Source organism: Bacillus sp. NEAU-CP5 (genome assembly GCF_026420705.1).
Lineage (GTDB): Bacteria > Bacillota > Bacilli > Bacillales > Bacillaceae > Bacillus > Bacillus velezensis.
Genome location: NZ_JAPMOV010000007.1, coordinates 112,464 through 130,342 on the forward strand (window position 1 = coordinate 112,464; position 17,879 = coordinate 130,342).

Genomic DNA, 17,879 nt, shown 5'->3' on the forward strand with positions numbered 1-17,879 from the left:
ACAAAAAAGGAGGGAGAGTTCATTTCCTTCCTTTTTTGTACCGATAATCATGAAAAGAAAGGAGGAAGATGATGAGGCAGGAAGAATTGGTGATCCGAAAGGCCGAGCCGGAAAACGATGACTGGGAAACGTTTCTGATGCGGCCGCTGCCGGAACGTCCCGGTTACGAGCGGGAAAACGGGCTGGCGTTTACCCGGCTTGCCGTCCGGATTTTGGGCACTCCTTATGATGAGACGGAGTATTACAATAAGCTTTTCGAGCTGTCTTCTCATGAAAACATCCATGTGTTAAGCGAGACGCTGGATAAGACCATCGCGCCTGAAACGTTTCAGGCGCTCCAGCACATCCATTCGGTCAATCAAAAAGAGAAAGGGCTTTCGGTTTCCAGATTTGTCGCGTTTCTCGATGGGGGCAGGCTGCTTGCCAAACACGCTGATCCGCTTATGCACCGCCGGCTGAGAACCGCGTTTATGACGCTTTTGGAAACCTTTGCGGACCGGCATGAAAACGGGCTGAATCATCCCGATTTCCGGCGTGTGCTCTTGGATGTGTCAAAGTTTTCGCTGAACCACCTGAATCCATGGCTCGAACAAGCCGATATAGAGCGTGAGATGCCGAAGGTGGTGTGGTATGGAGACGCTACCAAAAGCCAGCTCTATTTTCTCTATTATCTCATGCTGATCGGCTGTGACGTCCTATTGTTTCATCCGGCTGCGGAAGATCCGTTCAGCTTGATTGATCCGGATGAGGAACTCAGCTTTGTGATAAAGCTCCCCGCAACAGGCGGCCTTGAGCCATTCCCGAAAGAAAAGCCGGACAGAACGTCCACGACGGCCTACCGGTCAACGAAAGAAATTGAGCATGTGCTGAACCATGAGGAATCTATGATGTATAAGCCTTGGCAGTTCAGGGATCATACCCCGCAGTCCGTGACTTTAAAAACGACGTATGATGAGTTATTTCTCATTGCGAAGGAGCGGGCGTTTATCCGGCCGCAATTTAAAGCGGACAGGGAGCGGGTGGCCGTTCCGAACCTTTTTGCGAAAGTGATGGGGGTTTCCAAAGATACGAAAGAATATTGGAACAGACTCCATACCGCCGCGGACTATCAGGAGACACACATGATCCGCAGTTTTCCGTTTACGGAAGAGCTGAAAGCCAACTACCAGTATCACTACACTCAGGTTTTGAACGAAGAAGGAGCGATTGACGCGGACAGGCTGAAAAGAAGCAACATCTGGCAGTACAAGCATCTGCCTTCAGGTGTGCAGAACGCCATCGCCAATGTGATTTCTGACATGTGCAGAAACCCAGGGCTGAAGGCTTTGCCCGGGGAGCAGGCAAGGGATGCCGCAATCTATTTGTTCCGCCAGGCGACGAACCTGCCCGCTTCGCTGCTGCAATTGATTCAGACGTTTGATTACGCCCAAACCGTTCCGAAACTCGTTTTATATCATACGGAACAAAATGGCGAACTCACACGTTCGGACGCCGCCGCTCTTTTGTTTTTAAATAAATTCGGCGTCGATATCATCTTGTATAATCCGCCGGGGCATCAAGATATTGAGCATTATATTGAAGAAAGCCAATTTGATGTCCATTGGCTGGAGGATATGGTGTTTCGGCAGGAATATAAGGAGCCGTCACTCGTAAGAAAGCTGTTTAGAACCATTACGCAAAAGCAGGGAGAGTAAATAAACATGACAGAAAATCAAAATCCGCTTGTTCTTGATAAAAATGAAGAGATTTCTGAACAAAAAGCAGATGACATCAGGGTGCAGCTGCGCCAAGACCCTGAAGTGCAGCGCATTTCGCAGCAGATTGACGTGAAAAACCAAATGGAGCTGCTTGAGTACGGAAAAGAACCGGCAGTTGAAATCTCGAAGTTCTCCGACCGCATCTTAAATATGATGAAAACAACAAGTGTCACGGATTCAGGCACAATGCTGACGCAGCTCGGAAAAATCATGGACCGTTTTGACAAAAATGATTTCGATGAACCAAAAGGATTTCTCGCTAAAATGTTCAAACGCGGCAACAGCATGATTGAAAAGATTTTTCAAAAGTACCGCACCCTGGGCGGAGAAATTGAAAAAATCCACGTTGAAATTTCAAAATACAAAGATGAAATGGCAAAGACGAACCATACGCTTGAAGAGATGTATGAAAACAACATTAACTACTACATGGAGCTTGAAAAGTATGTCGTTGCCGGGCAGATGAAGCTTGAGGAAATGCAGGCGCTCATTCCTTCTTATGAAGAAAAAGCGGCCGGCGGAAACCAGCTTGCGCAAATGCAGCTTGATACGCTTCGTGACGGGCTTCAGGCGCTTGAGGAGCGTGTGTATGATTTAGATATGGCGCGGATGGTGGCGCTGCAAACGGCGCCGCAGATCCGCCTCCTTCAGCGCGGGAATACGAAGCTCATCGGGAAAATCAATTCCGCTTTCGTCATTACGATTCCGATTTTCAAAAACGGCATCATTCAGGCTGTCACAGTCAAACGGCAAAAGCTTGTGGCTGATTCAATGAGCGAGCTGGACCGCCGCACGAATGAAATGCTGAAGCGCAACGCTGAAAATATTTCAAGCCAAAGCGTGGAGATTGCCCGTATGGCAGGCCGTCCGAGCATTGACATTGAGACGATTGAAACGTCTTGGAACACGATCGTCAGCGGTATGCAGGAAACGAAACAGATCGAGGAAGAGAACAGACGTATCAGAGAAGACGGCGCGAAACGGATTCAACAGCTTCAGGATAATATTAAAAACGCAGTTTTAAAGAATTAACACACACCCCGCTTGCTTACGGCAAGCGGGATTTTTTTGCGAAAAAAGATAATGACAATGTGTAAAGACAGGTGTAAACTTATACGGTAATCATTTTCGATTTGAGGTGCTGCTTATGAACAAACAACCTGCCGTCACTCCGCGAAAACTTCTGGCGATTGCCGGAATGGGCTGGCTGTTTGATGCGATGGATGTCGGAATTTTATCGTTTATTATCGCCGCGCTTCACACTGATTGGAATTTAACGCCCGATCAAATGAAATGGATCGGAAGCGTCAATTCCATCGGTATGGCAGCGGGCGCCTTTGTATTCGGAATGCTGGCCGACAGGATCGGCCGGAAAAAAGTGTTTATGATCACGCTGTTATTCTTTTCTGTCGGAAGCGGCATATCCGCTTTCGCAACGGGATTGACGGTTTTTCTCATATTGCGTTTTCTGATCGGAATGGGGCTTGGCGGGGAACTGCCTGTCGCCTCAACGCTCGTGTCAGAAGCGTCCCCTCCTGAAAAGCGGGGACGGATCATCGTGCTGCTTGAGAGCTTTTGGGCCGCGGGCTGGCTTCTTGCGGCGGTGATTTCCTACTTTGTCATACCGTCATTCGGCTGGCAGGCCGCGCTGCTCTTAACGGCGCTGGCCGCGTTTTATGCGCTGTACTTGCGGAAAAGCCTTCCGGAATCACCGGCGCATCAGGCATTGCCGCAGAAAAAAAGCATACGCGGGCAGGCGGGAAGTGTCTGGACGAAACCGTATATTCGGCCGACGGTGCTGCTGTCTGTCGTTTGGTTCTGCGTCGTCTTTTCATATTACGGCATGTTTTTATGGCTGCCGAGCGTGATGCTGATGAAAGGCTACAGCATGATTGAGAGCTTCGAATACGTCCTTCTGATGACACTTGCCCAGCTTCCTGGATATTTCTCTGCGGCGTGGCTGATCGAAAAAGCGGGGCGGAAGACCATCTTAGTCATCTATTTGCTCGGAACGGCGGGCAGCGCTTATTTCTTCGGTGCCGCGGATTCATTGGCCATGCTGCTCACAACGGGCATGCTGCTGTCCTTCTTCAATCTCGGCGCATGGGGCGTGCTTTACGCCTATACACCGGAGCAGTATCCTGCGGCGATCCGAGCGACCGGTTCCGGAACAACGGCGGCCGTCGGCAGAGTCGGCGGCATTTTCGGTCCGCTTCTCGTCGGATCGCTTGCAGCCCGGAACGTTTCGTTTACAGTGATTTTCGCCGTCTTTTGTGCGGCCATCCTGATTGCCGTCATCACCATTCTTATTCTCGGAAAAGAAACGAAACAGACAGAGCTTGCGCAATGAGCACCCTTTTGGGGTGCTTTTTTAGTGAGCTGTCTGTTGACAGACCTATATTTTTCCTTAATATTCCTTATTTTCAGGAGGCGAAAACTTCTTTTTCCGGGACAATGTCGCAAAAAAATTCTTTTATTTGTAAAAAAAGGATAGGAAATCAGTTTGCAGCACATTCGATGGAAACGTTCTCAAGCCTGATAAAAGCCCGATTTCCTTTATAATTTATCCTCAATAAGGAGGATTAGAGAGTATTTAGAAGCATACCAGAGGAAAATAAGACACAGGGATGTTTTTAAAGTAATGATACAATATAAAAAGGGATTATGATGTTTGTTTGACTTATTACAAACGTGTTACGGTATTAAAGATTGCTTATTATGGAGGGAAAATATGAATTTGGATGAGAAACCAATTAAGATAAAAGTCGAAAATGTATCTAAGGTTTTCGGAAAACAGACAAAAAAAGCCATTCAGATGCTGTCCAGCGGAAAAAACAAAAAAGAGATCCTGAAAGCGACCGGATCAACCGTTGGTGTCAATCAAGCAAACTTTGATGTATATGATGGGGAGATATTTGTCATCATGGGTCTATCGGGGAGCGGTAAATCAACTTTAGTTCGGCTGTTAAACCGGCTTATTGAACCGACTGCCGGAAATATTTACATTGATGGTGACATGATAACAAATATGTCAAAAGACCAGCTCCGGGAAGTGCGCCGGAAAAAAATCAGCATGGTCTTTCAGAAATTTGCGCTGTTTCCGCACAGAACGATTCTTGAAAATACGGAATACGGTTTAGAGCTTCAAGGCGTCGACAAAAAAGAGCGTGAGCAAAAAGCGCTTGATTCGCTTAAACTTGTCGGTCTTGAAGGCTTTGAACACCAATTTCCTGATCAGCTCAGCGGAGGAATGCAGCAGCGTGTCGGACTTGCGCGCGCATTGACGAATGATCCTGACATTCTTCTGATGGATGAAGCTTTCAGTGCGCTTGATCCGCTGATCCGCAAAGATATGCAGGATGAGCTTTTAGATCTGCATGACTCTGTCGGCAAGACGATCATCTTCATCACGCACGATCTTGATGAAGCATTGCGCATCGGCGACAGAATCGTGCTGATGAAAGACGGTAACATCGTTCAGATCGGGACGCCTGAAGAAATTCTGATGAGCCCGTCCAATGAATACGTTGAGAAATTCGTTGAGGACGTTGATTTATCCAAAGTTCTGACAGCGGGCCACATCATGAAGCGCGCTGAAACCGTGCGGATTGACAAAGGGCCTCGTGTAGCGCTGCAGCTCATGAAGAATCTCGGTATTTCTTCTATTTACGCCGTTGATAAACAGAAACAGCTTCTCGGCGTCATTCACGCGGCGGATGCGAAAAAAGCGGTGGAATCCGACTTATCGCTTCAGGATATTCTAAATACTGAATTTACGACTGTAAACGAAAGCACGTACTTGACGGAAATTTTCGATGTCGTGTCTGATGCGAATATTCCGATCGCCGTCACGGACGATAAGGACCGCATGAAAGGCATTGTCGTAAAAGGCGCATTAATCGGCGCGCTTTCAGGAAATAACGATTATATAAATGTTGAAGATTCTGCTGAACAAGCTCAGGATTCTTCTGTTCAGGGGGTGAAGTAAATGGACAGATTGCCTAGAATTCCGTTAGCAGATATCGTTGACCGGTTTGTTGACTGGCTTACCATGACGTTCGGAGGTTTCTTTGACGGAATCTCAAACGGTTTGGCCGCTTTCGTAAACGCGATTGTGAGCGGTTTGGGTTTCATCCCGTCTATTTTATTGACTGTTATTTTTGCAGCTCTCGCTTGGTGGATCAGTACGAGAGGAATTGCACTCTTTACGTTAATCGGATTCCTTGTTATTGATTATTTGGGTTATTGGTCGCCGATGCTGCAAACGTTGGCGCTTGTCGTCACATCTGTTTTGATTTCCATTATTATCGGGGTTCCGATCGGCATTTGGGCGTCTCAGAAAGAAACGGTCCGCCGCATTGTTACACCGATTCTGGATTTAATGCAGACCATGCCGGCTTTCGTATATCTGCTGCCTGCCATTTTCTTCTTTAATATCGGGGTTGTGCCAGGCGTCGTGGCATCTGTTATTTTCGCGATGCCTCCGACGATCCGCATGACGGTTCTCGGTATTAAACAGGTTCCGGCTGATCTGATTGAAGCGACGGAAGCATTCGGTTCAACGACGTCTCAGCGTCTGTTCAAGGTGCAGCTTCCGCTTGCCACAAAAACAATTCTTGCCGGTATTAACCAAAGCATCATGCTTGCTTTGTCAATGGTCGTTATCGCGGCCATGGTCGGTGCGCCGGGCCTCGGTTCTGAAGTATACAGCGCCGTGACTCAGTTGAAAACCGGTGTCGGAGTGGAAGCTGGTATCGCGATCGTTATCGTAGCGATTACACTCGACCGTATCACGCAAAACATTAAAGTGAAGAAGAAGAGCAGGGGGAATGCCTGATGCTTAAGAAAATCATCGGTGTCGGCGTTACCGCTGCGCTGGCTCTTTCTTTGGCTGCCTGCGGTTCGCAGACTGATGGTAAGGCAACGGCTGCGGACCAGGTGAACAAAACCATTATCGGTATTGATCCGGGATCGGGGATCATGGCCCTGACGGATGAGGCCGTGAAGGATTACGGATTGAAAGACTGGAATGTCGTCACGGCGTCAAGTGCTGCCATGACGGCGACATTGAAGAAATCATATGACCGGAAAAAGCCGATCATTGTAACGGGCTGGACGCCGCACTGGATGTTCTCCAGATACAAGCTGAAGTTCCTTGATGATCCGAAAAAAACGTACGGAACTGCCGAGCAGATTCATACGATTACAAGAACCGGCTTCAGTAAGGAACAGCCTAACGCGGCCAAAGTTCTCAGCCAGTTTAAATGGACGCAGGACGATATGGGAGAAGTCATGATTGCCGTTGAGGAAGGCGAAAATCCGGCCAAAGCCGCAGCTGAATATGTGAAAAAACACAAAGACCAAGTGGCTCAATGGACAAAAGGCGCCCATAAAGTCAAAGGTGATAAAATTAACCTGGCTTATGTGGCATGGGACAGTGAAATCGCAAGTACGAATGTAATCGGAAAAGTATTTCAAGACCTCGGTTATGACGTGAAGCTGACGCAAGTGGAGGCAGGACCGATGTGGACTGCGATTGCGACAGGCAGCGCGGATGCGTCATTGTCTGCTTGGCTTCCGAATACCCATAAGGCATATGCGTCTAAATATAAAGGCAAATATGAAGATGTAGGAACGAGTCTGACAGGCGTCAAGATGGGTCTGGTCGTTCCTCAGTACATGAAAAACGTCAATTCAATTGAAGATTTGAAGAAGTAATGAGGAAAAGCAGCCCTGTAACGGGCTGCTTTTTTATGTTTCAAACGATTTAAGGACGGCGGTCGTTAATATTTCCACACCTGTAAAGATGGCGCTTCGGTCAAATGTCATATCGGGATGGTGAAGTCCCGGGCGCAGACCGCACCCCAGACCGAGCATCGTCGTTTTCAAGTTCGGCACCTTTACCCCGTAAAAATGAAAATCCTCTCCACCGGTTGTCACAAGAGGTTCATCCAGATGTTCTTCTCCGAGAATGCTGCTGATCGCAGATGCCATGATGGCTTCCGCCTCCTTGTTTCGCTCGGCTGCCGGGAGGCTGTGTTCTTTTTGCAGTTCGATCTTTGCGCCGAATGCGGCAGCCGCCGCCTCACAGACTCTTTCGGTTTCGGCGGTTAATTTCTCCATGGCGGCATTGGTTTGTGCGCGGAGATCAAGGCTGAACGATGCTTTTCCCGGAATGATATTGGAACTCTCTCCGCCTGCCTGAAGCTTTGTCATCTTCACGGAATGCGGGATGCCGGGATCAAGATGAATGAAGCTGAGTTTTTGGACGAGAAGAGCGGCGATTTCGATACTGTTAAGGCCGAGATGCGGTCTCGCGCCGTGGGCTTCTTCTCCGATAATCAGTCCTTCTATATGCTGGCTTGAGCCATGCAGAATAGACGGTGCGCATCGGCCGTTTGCCGTTTCCTGTACGGGGCGCACGTGCACGCCGTATAAGAAGTCAACATCATCCAGTACGCCTTTTTCAATCATTTTCAGCGCTCCGCCGCCTTTTTCTTCCGCCGGCTGAAAAATAAAGCGGATGGTGCCCTTCGGAAGTTTCGGCTGACTCTTTAAAAGCATCATCGTGCCGAGCGCCATCGTCATATGTGAATCATGTCCGCATGAATGGTTCGCCTGAAAGACACCGTCCACTTCCTGCCACAGCGCGTCAATATCCGCCCGGACAGCCACAACGGGCGAGCCTTCTCCGATTTCGCCGACAACCCCGGTACAATCATCAAACGTGCGGGTCCGGCAGCCGGCCTCTTTCAGTTTTTCAGTCAGATATTCAGTTGTTTGATATTCTTTCCAGCTTACTTCGGGATTGGCGTGCAGGTGGTCAAAAATATCCATAATGACTTGCTTTTCATGCGCTGTGAGTCTGTTCATGCCGTAAGTCCTCCTTCAAAAGCTGTCTGTTTTTTATTTTTGATATTGAAAACAGGCAATCGGTCTGTATATAATATAGCACATATCTTTATTTTCTGAATAGTTTATAAATTTAAAGCGGGATGGTGATGGTATGGCTGTGCCGAAGGCCGAACCTGTATTGAAAAAGAAGAAATTGTTTGTGATGCCTGATGCTTATGTGCTGCTGTTCATTGTCGCTTTACTATGCGCGATAGCGTCGTACATCGTTCCCGCGGGGGAATTTGACAGGGTGACAAAGGGCAGTGTGACGTCCGCCGTCCCGGGAAGCTATCATTCTTTAGACCAGTCTCCTGTCAGCCCGATCGCTTTTTTTACCGCGATTCAGGAAGGGATGACAAGTTCCGCGCCGATTATTTTTTTAATCCTGTTTACGGGCGGCACCATTGCGATTTTGGAGAAAACGGGCGCCATCAATGGATTGATCAGTAATGTCATCAGTACGTTCCGCACAAAACAGCTGCTGTTTATTGCGATTGTCGGATCTCTATTTTCGATCCTCGGCACAACCGGTATTGTCGTTAATTCCGTGATCGGTTTTATTCCGATCGGCCTGATCGTCGCCCGCTCGCTGAAATGGGACGCCGTGGCCGGAGCGGCCGTCATTTATATCGGCTGCTATGCCGGGTTTAACGCGACGATTTTATCACCTTCACCGCTCGGGTTATCACAAAGCATCGCGGAGCTGCCGCTGTTTTCCGGTATCGGCCTGCGGATTGCCGTCTACATTTGTTTTCTGTTATCATCTATTTTATATATTTATCGGTATACGAGAAAACTCAGAAAAGCAAAGGACGCCAGTCTGCTGGGGAACGATTGGTTTCCGGCGGCAGGTTCACTCCCGCAGGTTTCTGAGCCGGAGGACAAGCATGTCCCGTTTACCGTCCGCCATAAATTGATTCTGGCTGTCGCGGCTTTGTCGCTTGCAGGCTTTTTATACGGCGCGCTTACTCTTGATTGGTCTGATTCAGAGATGGCCGCCGTGTTCATTTTTATCTCAATCGTGTCAGGCCTGATTGCGGGAATGGCGGCAAATGATATTGCAAAAACGTTTATTACAGGCTGTCAGGGGCTCGTTTACGGCGCGCTGATCGTCGGAATGGCGAGAAGCATTTCCGTTATCCTGGAACATGGAAAGCTGCTTGATACGGTAGTCAATGGACTTGCGTCACTGCTGCACGGTTTCAGCCCGATGGCAGGCGCCATCGGAATGTATATTTCCAGCGCCCTGCTTCATTTTCTGATTTCATCGGGCTCAGGGGAGGCGGTCGTATTTATTCCGATCTTGGCGCCGCTTGCCGATCTGATGGGTATCACGAGACAGGTCGCGGTTGAAGCGGTTATGCTTGGGGAAGGCGTCGTAAACTGTGTCAATCCGACTTCCGGCGTGCTGATGGCCGTACTGGCTGCCAGCGGCATTCCGTACGTAAAGTGGCTTCGCTTCATGATTCCGCTGGCGCTGATTTGGTTTGTCATCGGCCTTGTGTTTATTTGCATAGGCGTCCTGATCAATTGGGGCCCTTATTAACATTTTTGTCAATGATATTTCGGTTTATCATTATGAATCGGCAAGATATAATGGGAGTTGTAAGCCATTCTTAATAGTACGGGAGGAAGTCATGAATCAGCGTCGGAACAGACTTTCAAACGTGAATGGAAAGAGTGAGAGTGTGAAAGAGAAAGAACGAATGATTTGGTCAGAAGTCGGAATGCTTGTGGGCACACTGTCTTTGCTTGACATCATCGTACGCGGAATTGTTCTGAACTGTCCGTTTAGGGAATGGGCCGGTAGCTTGGCGGTTTTCTTCATTATAATTGTTTATTATTGTATCAGGGCGGGAGCGTCGGGAATGCTCATGCCGAGAATAGACACCAAAGAAGAACTGCAAAAGCGGGTGAAGCAGCAGCGGATAGATTCAATTGCGGTCACTTTTGCGGTAGCGGCGATTACGATGTACGACAGGGGGTTTCCCCATACATTCTTTGCTTGGCTGAAAATGATCTTTCTTTTTATCGTCTGCGGAGGCATTCTGTTTCTGCTTCGGTATGTCATTGTGAAGCTGTCTTACAGAAGAGCGATAAAAGAAATAAAAAAGAAATCATCTTGACAGGTGGTTTCTTTTTTTGTTTGAAAGCGGGAGGTCTTTTTAATTGATAGGAATATAGATTTGAATTCACTCTGCCGCGTTGCTTTGATAGAGAGAGTGTGATAAGTTGAAATGTAAGCGTTAACAGAATTCTCCAGTCTTCACAACAGTTGAAAGGAGCTGAAGAAAGAGTAAGAGGAATTTTTGACTCCGCAGTCAGTCTTCCAAAATGAAATAAGGAGTGTCAAAAATGTTTGAAAAACGATTCAAAACCTCTTTACTGCCGTTATTCGCCGGATTTTTATTGCTGTTTCATTTGGTTTTGTCAGGCCCGGCGGCTGCAAACGCTGAAACTGCAAACAAATCGAATGAGGTGGCCGCGTCATCGGTCAAAAACGGGACCATCCTTCATGCTTGGAATTGGTCGTTCAATACGTTAACACAAAATATGAAAGAGATTCGTGATGCGGGCTATGCAGCCATTCAGACGTCTCCGATTAACCAAGTAAAGGAAGGGAACCAAGGAGATAAAAGCATGAGGAACTGGTACTGGCTGTATCAGCCGACATCGTACCAAATCGGCAACCGTTACTTAGGCACTGAACAAGAATTTAAGGACATGTGTGCAGCCGCGGAAAAATATGGCGTAAAAGTCATTGTTGATGCGGTTATCAATCATACCACCAGCGATTATGCCGCGATTTCTGACGAGATTAAGCGTATTCCAAACTGGACCCACGGAAACACACAAATTAAAAATTGGTCGGATCGATGGGACGTCACTCAAAATTCATTGCTTGGGCTGTATGATTGGAATACACAGAACACTGAGGTGCAGGCCTATCTGAAACGTTTCTTGGAAAGAGCATTGAATGACGGAGCAGATGGGTTCCGCTATGATGCCGCCAAGCATATAGAGCTTCCGGATGATGGGAATTACGGCAGCCAATTTTGGCCGAATATCACAAATACATCGGCGGAGTTCCAATACGGAGAAATCCTGCAAGACAGCGCGTCCAGAGATACTGCTTATGCGAATTATATGAATGTGACGGCTTCTAACTACGGGCATTCCATCAGATCCGCTTTAAAGAACCGTAATCTGAGTGTGTCGAATATCTCCCATTATGCATCTGACGTGTCTGCGGACAAGTTAGTCACATGGGTGGAATCACATGATACGTATGCCAATGATGATGAAGAGTCCACATGGATGAGTGATGACGATATTCGTTTAGGCTGGGCAGTGATTGGTTCCCGCTCAGGAAGCACGCCTCTTTTCTTTTCCAGACCTGAGGGTGGAGGAAATGGTGTAAGATTTCCCGGAAAAAGTCAAATAGGAGATCGCGGGAGCGCCTTATTTAAAGATCAGGCGATCACTGCGGTCAATCAATTTCACAATGAAATGGCCGGGCAGCCCGAGGAACTCTCGAATCCGAATGGGAACAATCAAATATTTATGAATCAGCGCGGCTCAAAAGGCGTTGTGCTGGCAAATGCAGGATCGTCTTCTGTCACCATCAATACTTCAACGAAATTACCTGACGGCAGGTATGATAATAGGGCCGGCGCCGGTTCATTTCAAGTAGCGAACGGCAAACTGACAGGTACGATCAATGCCAGATCCGCGGCTGTTCTTTATTCTGATGATATTGGGAATGCGCCTCATGTCTTTCTTGAGAATTACCAAACAGAGGCAGTCCATTCTTTCAATGATCAGCTGACGGTCACCCTGCGTGCAAATGCGAAAACAACAAAAGCCGTTTACCAAATCAATAATGGTCAGGAGACAGCATTTAAGGATGGAGACCGATTAACGATCGGGAAAGAAGATCCAATCGGCACGACATACAACATTAAATTAACCGGAACGAACGGCGAGGGTGCAGCGAGAACCCAAGAATACACGTTTGTCAAAAAAGACCCGTCCCAAACCAACATCATTGGCTATCAAAATCCGGACCATTGGGGCCAGGTAAATGCTTATATCTATAAACATGATGGAGGCAGGGCCATAGAATTAACCGGATCGTGGCCGGGGAAAGCCATGACTAAGAATGCAGATGGAATGTACACGCTGACGCTGCCTGAGAATGCGGATACGGCCAACGCCAAAGTGATTTTTAACAATGGCAGCGCCCAAGTGCCCGGACAGAACCAGCCCGGCTTTGATTATGTGCAGAATGGTTTGTATAACAACTCCGGTTTAAACGGTTATCTTCCGCATTAATGGATAGGGCCATCATCACATCAGCGTGCCGGCAAACCCTCGCTTCTGGGAAAGGGACAGCGCATCTTCAATCACGCTGAAAAGATGACAACATCCTAAAACGGTTCCGTTTTAGGATGTTGTCAACAATCTGGAAACCATCATCGATATTTTTTTGTCCAAAAATCAAACTTTTCTCTTGCAAAAGTTTGTGAAGTATTGCACAATATAAATGTGAAATACTTCACAAGATAAAAACAGACACCACGAAACACTGGAGGATGAGCATACATGATGAACGAACGAGTGAACAAAGTAGCATTAATCGGAGCAGGTTTTGTTGGAAGCAGTTATGCATTTGCGTTAATTAACCAAGGGATCACAGATGAGCTTGTGATCATTGATGTAAATAGAGAAAAAGCCATGGGAGATGTCATGGATTTAAATCACGGAAAGGCATTTGCGCCTCATCCGGTCAAAACGTCTTACGGCACATATGAGGATTGCAAGGATGCCGATATCGTGTGCATCTGTGCAGGGGCCAATCAAAAACCGGGCGAAACGAGACTTGAGCTGGTCGAAAAAAATCTCGCCATTTTTAAAAGTATTGTCGGTGAAGTAATGGCAAGCGGATTTGACGGCATCTTCCTCGTTGCCACAAACCCGGTCGACATTCTCACTTATGCGACTTGGACATTCAGCGGCTTGCCGAAAGAACGCGTCATCGGCAGCGGCACGACACTGGATTCTGCGCGATTCCGTTATATGCTGAGCGAATACTTCGGAGCCGCTCCGCAAAACGTACACGCCCACATTATCGGCGAGCACGGCGATACCGAACTTCCTGTATGGAGTCACGCCAATATCGGCGGAGTGCCGGTGCAGCAATTGCTGGAGAAAAATGCAGCTTACAAACAGGACGAGCTGGATCAGATCGTTGATGATGTGAAAAACGCGGCCTACCATATTATCGAGAAAAAAGGCGCGACATATTACGGAGTGGCGATGAGCCTCGCCCGCATCACAAAAGCGATTTTGCGTAATGAAAACAGCATTTTAACCGTCAGCACATATCTGGACGGCCAATACGGTGTAAACGACGTCTTTATCGGCGTTCCGGCCGTCATCAATCGGAACGGCATCGCAGGTGTGACGGAACTTGAGCTGAATGAAACAGAACAGGCTCAATTCAGCCGCAGCGCAAACGTGCTGAAAGATATTCTCGCTCCGCATTTCGCTGGGTAAATAAAAAAGCAGTACATGACAAACGCCATGTACTGCTTTTTTTTAATTCGCTTTTTTCGCCATTTCCTGAGAGGTTTTTACTCTCGCTTTTCCCATAAACAAAATGGTAACGGCCGCAATGACGATCGGCGCCAGCGCAAGCGTAAATACATATGTGATGCTTTGCGACATGGCGTCAATAATGCGATCCAGAATGTGCGGCGGAATATGAGCGCGCGTGCCGGCCTGGAAAATGTCCTGCGGATTTCCGATGTTCTGCATCGCGCCGCCCGCTCCTTTCATGCCGCTGAATGAATCTGTGAGCTTATTGGTAAACACATTCGTCTGGATGGTTCCGAAAATCGTCACACCGAGCGTCATACCGAATGATCTCAAAAACGAGTTTGTTGAGTTGGCGCTTCCGCGGTAACGCGGCTCCAGATCGTTCATGGACGCAGCCGGCAGCAGTGAGAAGTTGAAGCCGACGCCGAATCCTGAGATCAGCATGAATACCGTCAGCATCGTACGCGCCGTATCCGGTGTCATATTGGAAAGCAGCAGCATTCCGATAAAGAAAGCGACCACGGAAATCAGCATTAAACTGCGGAACCGCACTTTCGTCTGGAAAATTCCGCCGATCATACTTCCGATAACAGAACCGATCATCATCGGCGTCAAAATAAAGCCTGCGCTTGTCGCGGTGCTTCCGTACACAGCCTGAACGAAGATCGGGATAAACACCGCTAGGATGACGAACGTGGCTCCGTAAAGGAACGCCAGAATCTGTGCCGTGGCAAATAAACGGTTTTTAAACATCCAAAATGAGATAATCGGTTCTTCCGCTTTTCTTTCCACAATAAAAAAGGCGATAAAGAACACGGCGAACACAGCGAACAGACCGATGATCTGCACGGAGTTCCAATCATATGTTTTTCCGCCGAGCTCAAGAGCGAACATCAGACCGACAATGGAAACCACCAGCGTGATTGCGCCGGCCCAGTCGATTTTCTGCTTCTTGTGTTCAAGGGATTCTTTATAATAACGAAGAATGAAAAACAATGATAAAATACCGATCGGCACGTTGATGTAAAACACCCAGTGCCAGCTGATGGAGTCGGTAATGAGCGCGCCTAAAAGCGGCCCGAGAACGCTGGACAGGCCGAAAACGGCACCGAACATGCCCGACATTTTTCCGCGTTTTTCCGGCGGAAATAAATCAAAAATGATCGTGAAGGCGATCGGCATCAGCGCGCCTCCGCCGATTCCCTGAATGACGCGGTAAATAATGAGCTGATCCATTGTTTGGGCGATTCCGCATAACGCGGATCCGATTAAGAAAAGAATAAGACCGAATAAAAAGAAACGTTTGCGTCCGTACATATCGGACAGTTTTCCGTAAATCGGCATACCGGCCATAACGGCTACCATGTATGATGCCGTCACCCACGCGAACTTATCGAAACTTCCGAGGTCCGCCACGATATTTCCCATCGCAGTGGCAACGATTGTATTATCCATAGCCGACATTAAAATGCCCAGCAAAAGACCGATGACGACAAACTTCGTCGAGGCGTCCTTCGCGGCTGTTTGTTCCATGCTTTTTCCTCCCATACTTACTTTTGATCATTAAATTTGCTATGATCATATTAGATTTGCCGAAAATTATCTTGATCGTCAAGATAAATTGATTTTATAGGGAGGCCTGTCAGTTGTCAACAAGAAATACCAGAAGCGAGACGGAGGAAACCGCGATACAGTTATTCCGGAAGATGGCCACAAGGACGATCCTTTTTCATCAGGCGGCCGCTCAATCTCTCGGTCTGTTTCCGACCGATTTAAAATCAGCTGATATCTTAAATGAAGCAGGCCCGATGACCGCAGGCGAGCTTGGGAAAAAAACCGGCCTCAGCACAGGTTCGGTAACGGCGCTCATTGACCGGCTCGAAAAAGCGGGATATGTCATGAGGAAAAAAGACCCCGAAGACAAACGTCGGGTGATTATCGTGCCGCTGACAGCCGGAAAGGCGAATGTGAAGCAATTGTTCAGCTCCTTATCCCAGTCCACGATCAGCCTTTGCCGACAATATAAAGAAGAAGAACTGCGGCTGATATTCGATTTTTTAGGAAAAGCGACGGACATGATGGAAGACGAGCTTGAGAAATTAAAATAATATATCATAGCACGGCCCATTCATGAATAACTTGTACAAGTTGCATGAATGAGGGGGAAGCCAATGAACATCTTTTTAAGCTACATCGTTCTCGGGCTGTCATTGTCAGCACCTGTCGGACCGGTCAATGCGGCGCAAATTGACAAAGGCATCAAAAACGGCTTTTGGCATGCATGGATTTTCGGTCTTGGCGCCATGGCCGCGGACGGGCTGTATATGATTCTGATCTATTTCGGGCTGTCTCAATTTTTGACGGCGCCTTTCGTTAAAACGTTTTTGTGGCTCTTCGGTTTTTTTGTGCTGACCTATACGGGAGTCGAAACGTTAAAAAATATAAGGGAAGCCATGAATGTCAGAAGCGGAAAAGGAAAACCGGCTTTTTACAAAACATTCGGCGCGGGATTTTTTATTTCTCTTTCCAATCCGCTGAGCATTTTATTCTGGCTCGGCATATACGGCAGCATCCTCGCTAAAACCGCTGAATCCTTCGATGCAAATCAGCTTTTGATTTACAGCTCCGGCATTCTTCTCGGCATTTTGATCTGGGATTTCTGCATGGCGGTCGCCGCGAGCACTTTCAGAAATCTCCTTCATGAAAAAGCGCTCCGCTGGCTGACGGGAGCGGCGGGTGTGTCTTTGATCGTTTTCGGGTTTTATTTCGGATGGCAGGGGATTCAAATGCTCATCTCATAAATAGAAGAGTCACCCATCGCCTATCTCCGTCATAACGTATCATGACGATACTGGAGGTGGGCCGATGACAAGCGGGCTGTACACAAAAAGTTGCCTTGAGGAAAAGTTGTTGGATCTGCCAAATTGGCAGAGAATCGCTTTTGAGCTTCTATCAGAAAAAATAGGCGATAAAGCGGATACGTTTCCGTGCATTCCCGGACGTCAGGGATTTTTGACAGATCAGCTCCGGATATCTTTTGCGGGTGATCCCCGCGAAGAGGGAACCCCGGAGGAAGTGGGGATGCTGCTGTCCGAGTACGGAAAGATCTCAAGGGATACCGGAAGATACGCGTCGCTGCTTGTGATTTTTGATACGCCTGAGGATTTAGCTGAGCATTATTCCGTTGAGGCGTATGAAGAGCTGTTCTGGTCTTTTTTAAACCGGCTGAGCGGCTGCGACCCGAATGACTGGCCGGAAGACATGCCGGAAGACCCTGAACATTATAAATGGGAGTTCTGCTTTGACGGCGAGCCGTATTTTATTCTGTGCGCGACGCCTGCGCATGAAGCGAGACAAAGCAGAAGCTTCCCGTTTTTTATGCTGGCGTTTCAGCCGAGATGGGTTTTCGAAGGATTAAATGATTCAACCGCGTTCGGACGAAACATGAGCCGGCTGATCAGAAAACGCTTAGAGGCGTATGATGAAGCCCCTCTTCATCCCCGATTGGGGTGGTACGGAGGAAAAGACAATTTAGAATGGAAGCAATATTTCCTCCGTGATGATGAGACGCAAGTGTCAAAGTGTCCCTTTTCTTATTTGAAGAGACTGTTTAAACCGACGAAATAA

The 17,879-nt window shown here is 47.8% G+C and carries 14 protein-coding genes and 1 pseudogene; 13 read left to right on the forward strand and 2 right to left on the reverse strand.

The genetic code is table 11. The annotated features are described in order from the left end of the window. Positions 1-71: 71 nt before the first annotated feature. From OTK50_RS18670 to OTK50_RS18695, 6 genes are all read left to right on the forward strand, one after another. Positions 72-1,694: a YceG family protein gene (locus OTK50_RS18670; protein WP_105938128.1), complete on the forward strand. Its 1,623-nt coding sequence runs from the start codon at positions 72-74 to the stop codon at positions 1,692-1,694. 6 nt (positions 1,695-1,700) lie between these two features. Further along, positions 1,701-2,789, forward strand: a complete 1,089-nt coding sequence (locus OTK50_RS18675; RefSeq protein ID WP_044802724.1) for a toxic anion resistance protein — start codon at positions 1,701-1,703, stop codon at positions 2,787-2,789. Positions 2,790-2,904: 115 nt separating this feature from the next. Beyond that, entirely contained in the window at positions 2,905-4,107 is a 1,203-nt protein-coding gene (locus OTK50_RS18680; RefSeq protein WP_224224011.1) for an MFS transporter, read from the forward strand. Positions 4,108-4,488: 381 nt separating this feature from the next. Continuing rightward, positions 4,489-5,745: a glycine/proline betaine ABC transporter ATP-binding protein OpuAA gene (gene opuAA / locus OTK50_RS18685; protein ID WP_015416756.1), complete on the forward strand. Its 1,257-nt coding sequence runs from the start codon at positions 4,489-4,491 to the stop codon at positions 5,743-5,745. Further along, positions 5,746-6,594, forward strand: coding sequence for a glycine/proline betaine ABC transporter permease subunit OpuAB (gene opuAB, locus OTK50_RS18690; RefSeq protein WP_003156639.1), 849 nt, complete (start codon positions 5,746-5,748; stop codon positions 6,592-6,594). After that, entirely contained in the window at positions 6,594-7,475 is an 882-nt protein-coding gene (locus OTK50_RS18695; protein WP_032872764.1) for a glycine betaine ABC transporter substrate-binding protein, read from the forward strand. Before opuAB ends, OTK50_RS18695 begins: the two co-directional genes overlap by 1 nt. 33 nt (positions 7,476-7,508) lie before the next feature. Here OTK50_RS18695 and OTK50_RS18700 read toward each other — a convergent pair whose 3' ends face one another. Next, positions 7,509-8,630: a M20 peptidase aminoacylase family protein gene (locus OTK50_RS18700; RefSeq protein ID WP_224224012.1), complete on the reverse strand. Its 1,122-nt coding sequence runs from the start codon at positions 8,628-8,630 to the stop codon at positions 7,509-7,511. 133 nt (positions 8,631-8,763) lie between these two features. On the opposite strand from OTK50_RS18700, the gene OTK50_RS18705 reads away from it, so the two are divergent. The 4 genes and pseudogenes from OTK50_RS18705 (at position 8,764) to OTK50_RS18720 (ending at position 14,210) form a co-directional block, all read left to right on the forward strand. Beyond that, on the forward strand, positions 8,764-10,197 hold the full coding sequence (locus tag OTK50_RS18705) for a YfcC family protein (RefSeq protein ID WP_174737841.1): 1,434 nt from the start codon (positions 8,764-8,766) through the stop codon (positions 10,195-10,197). Positions 10,198-10,288: 91 nt separating this feature from the next. Next, positions 10,289-10,774, forward strand: a pseudogene (locus OTK50_RS18710) (DUF6773 family protein); the annotation flags it as partial. Between the two features lie 232 nt (positions 10,775-11,006). Beyond that, a complete protein-coding gene (gene amyE / locus OTK50_RS18715; protein WP_224224014.1) occupies positions 11,007-12,986 on the forward strand; it encodes an alpha-amylase in 1,980 nt (659 codons plus the stop codon). Positions 12,987-13,256: 270 nt separating this feature from the next. Further along, the gene (locus OTK50_RS18720; RefSeq protein WP_266121998.1) at positions 13,257-14,210 is read left to right on the forward strand and encodes an L-lactate dehydrogenase; all 954 of its coding nucleotides are present in this window, start codon (positions 13,257-13,259) and stop codon (positions 14,208-14,210) included. A gap of 42 nt (positions 14,211-14,252) precedes the next feature. Here OTK50_RS18720 and OTK50_RS18725 read toward each other — a convergent pair whose 3' ends face one another. Further along, a complete protein-coding gene (locus OTK50_RS18725) occupies positions 14,253-15,785 on the reverse strand; it encodes an MDR family MFS transporter (protein ID WP_266121999.1) in 1,533 nt (510 codons plus the stop codon). 113 nt (positions 15,786-15,898) lie between these two features. On the opposite strand from OTK50_RS18725, the gene OTK50_RS18730 reads away from it, so the two are divergent. The 3 genes from OTK50_RS18730 (at position 15,899) to OTK50_RS18740 (ending at position 17,879) form a co-directional block, all read left to right on the forward strand. Then, positions 15,899-16,360, forward strand: a complete 462-nt coding sequence (locus OTK50_RS18730) for a MarR family transcriptional regulator (protein WP_003156626.1) — start codon at positions 15,899-15,901, stop codon at positions 16,358-16,360. A 63-nt stretch (positions 16,361-16,423) separates the two neighbouring features. Next, on the forward strand, positions 16,424-17,053 hold the full coding sequence (locus tag OTK50_RS18735; RefSeq protein ID WP_007409057.1) for a LysE family translocator: 630 nt from the start codon (positions 16,424-16,426) through the stop codon (positions 17,051-17,053). A 64-nt stretch (positions 17,054-17,117) separates the two neighbouring features. After that, positions 17,118-17,879 (forward strand): YqcI/YcgG family protein, encoded by a 762-nt coding sequence (locus OTK50_RS18740; RefSeq protein ID WP_020955288.1) that lies wholly within the window; start codon positions 17,118-17,120, stop codon positions 17,877-17,879.

Excerpts from the sequence above, each read along its gene's own strand:
- OTK50_RS18740 (WP_020955288.1), top strand. The coding sequence starts at position 17,118 with ATGACAAGCGGGCTGTACACAAAAAGTTGCCTTGAGGAAAAGTTGTTG.
- OTK50_RS18675 (WP_044802724.1), top strand. The coding sequence starts at position 1,701 with ATGACAGAAAATCAAAATCCGCTTGTTCTTGATAAAAATGAAGAGATT.
- OTK50_RS18720 (WP_266121998.1), top strand. The coding sequence starts at position 13,257 with ATGATGAACGAACGAGTGAACAAAGTAGCATTAATCGGAGCAGGTTTT.
- OTK50_RS18725 (WP_266121999.1), bottom strand. The coding sequence starts at position 15,785 with ATGGAACAAACAGCCGCGAAGGACGCCTCGACGAAGTTTGTCGTCATC.
- opuAA (WP_015416756.1), top strand. The coding sequence starts at position 4,489 with ATGAATTTGGATGAGAAACCAATTAAGATAAAAGTCGAAAATGTATCT.
- OTK50_RS18735 (WP_007409057.1), top strand. The coding sequence starts at position 16,424 with ATGAACATCTTTTTAAGCTACATCGTTCTCGGGCTGTCATTGTCAGCA.
- OTK50_RS18670 (WP_105938128.1), top strand. The coding sequence starts at position 72 with ATGAGGCAGGAAGAATTGGTGATCCGAAAGGCCGAGCCGGAAAACGAT.
- OTK50_RS18700 (WP_224224012.1), bottom strand. The coding sequence starts at position 8,630 with ATGAACAGACTCACAGCGCATGAAAAGCAAGTCATTATGGATATTTTT.
- OTK50_RS18705 (WP_174737841.1), top strand. The coding sequence starts at position 8,764 with ATGGCTGTGCCGAAGGCCGAACCTGTATTGAAAAAGAAGAAATTGTTT.
- amyE (WP_224224014.1), top strand. The coding sequence starts at position 11,007 with ATGTTTGAAAAACGATTCAAAACCTCTTTACTGCCGTTATTCGCCGGA.
- OTK50_RS18680 (WP_224224011.1), top strand. The coding sequence starts at position 2,905 with ATGAACAAACAACCTGCCGTCACTCCGCGAAAACTTCTGGCGATTGCC.
- opuAB (WP_003156639.1), top strand. The coding sequence starts at position 5,746 with ATGGACAGATTGCCTAGAATTCCGTTAGCAGATATCGTTGACCGGTTT.
- OTK50_RS18695 (WP_032872764.1), top strand. The coding sequence starts at position 6,594 with ATGCTTAAGAAAATCATCGGTGTCGGCGTTACCGCTGCGCTGGCTCTT.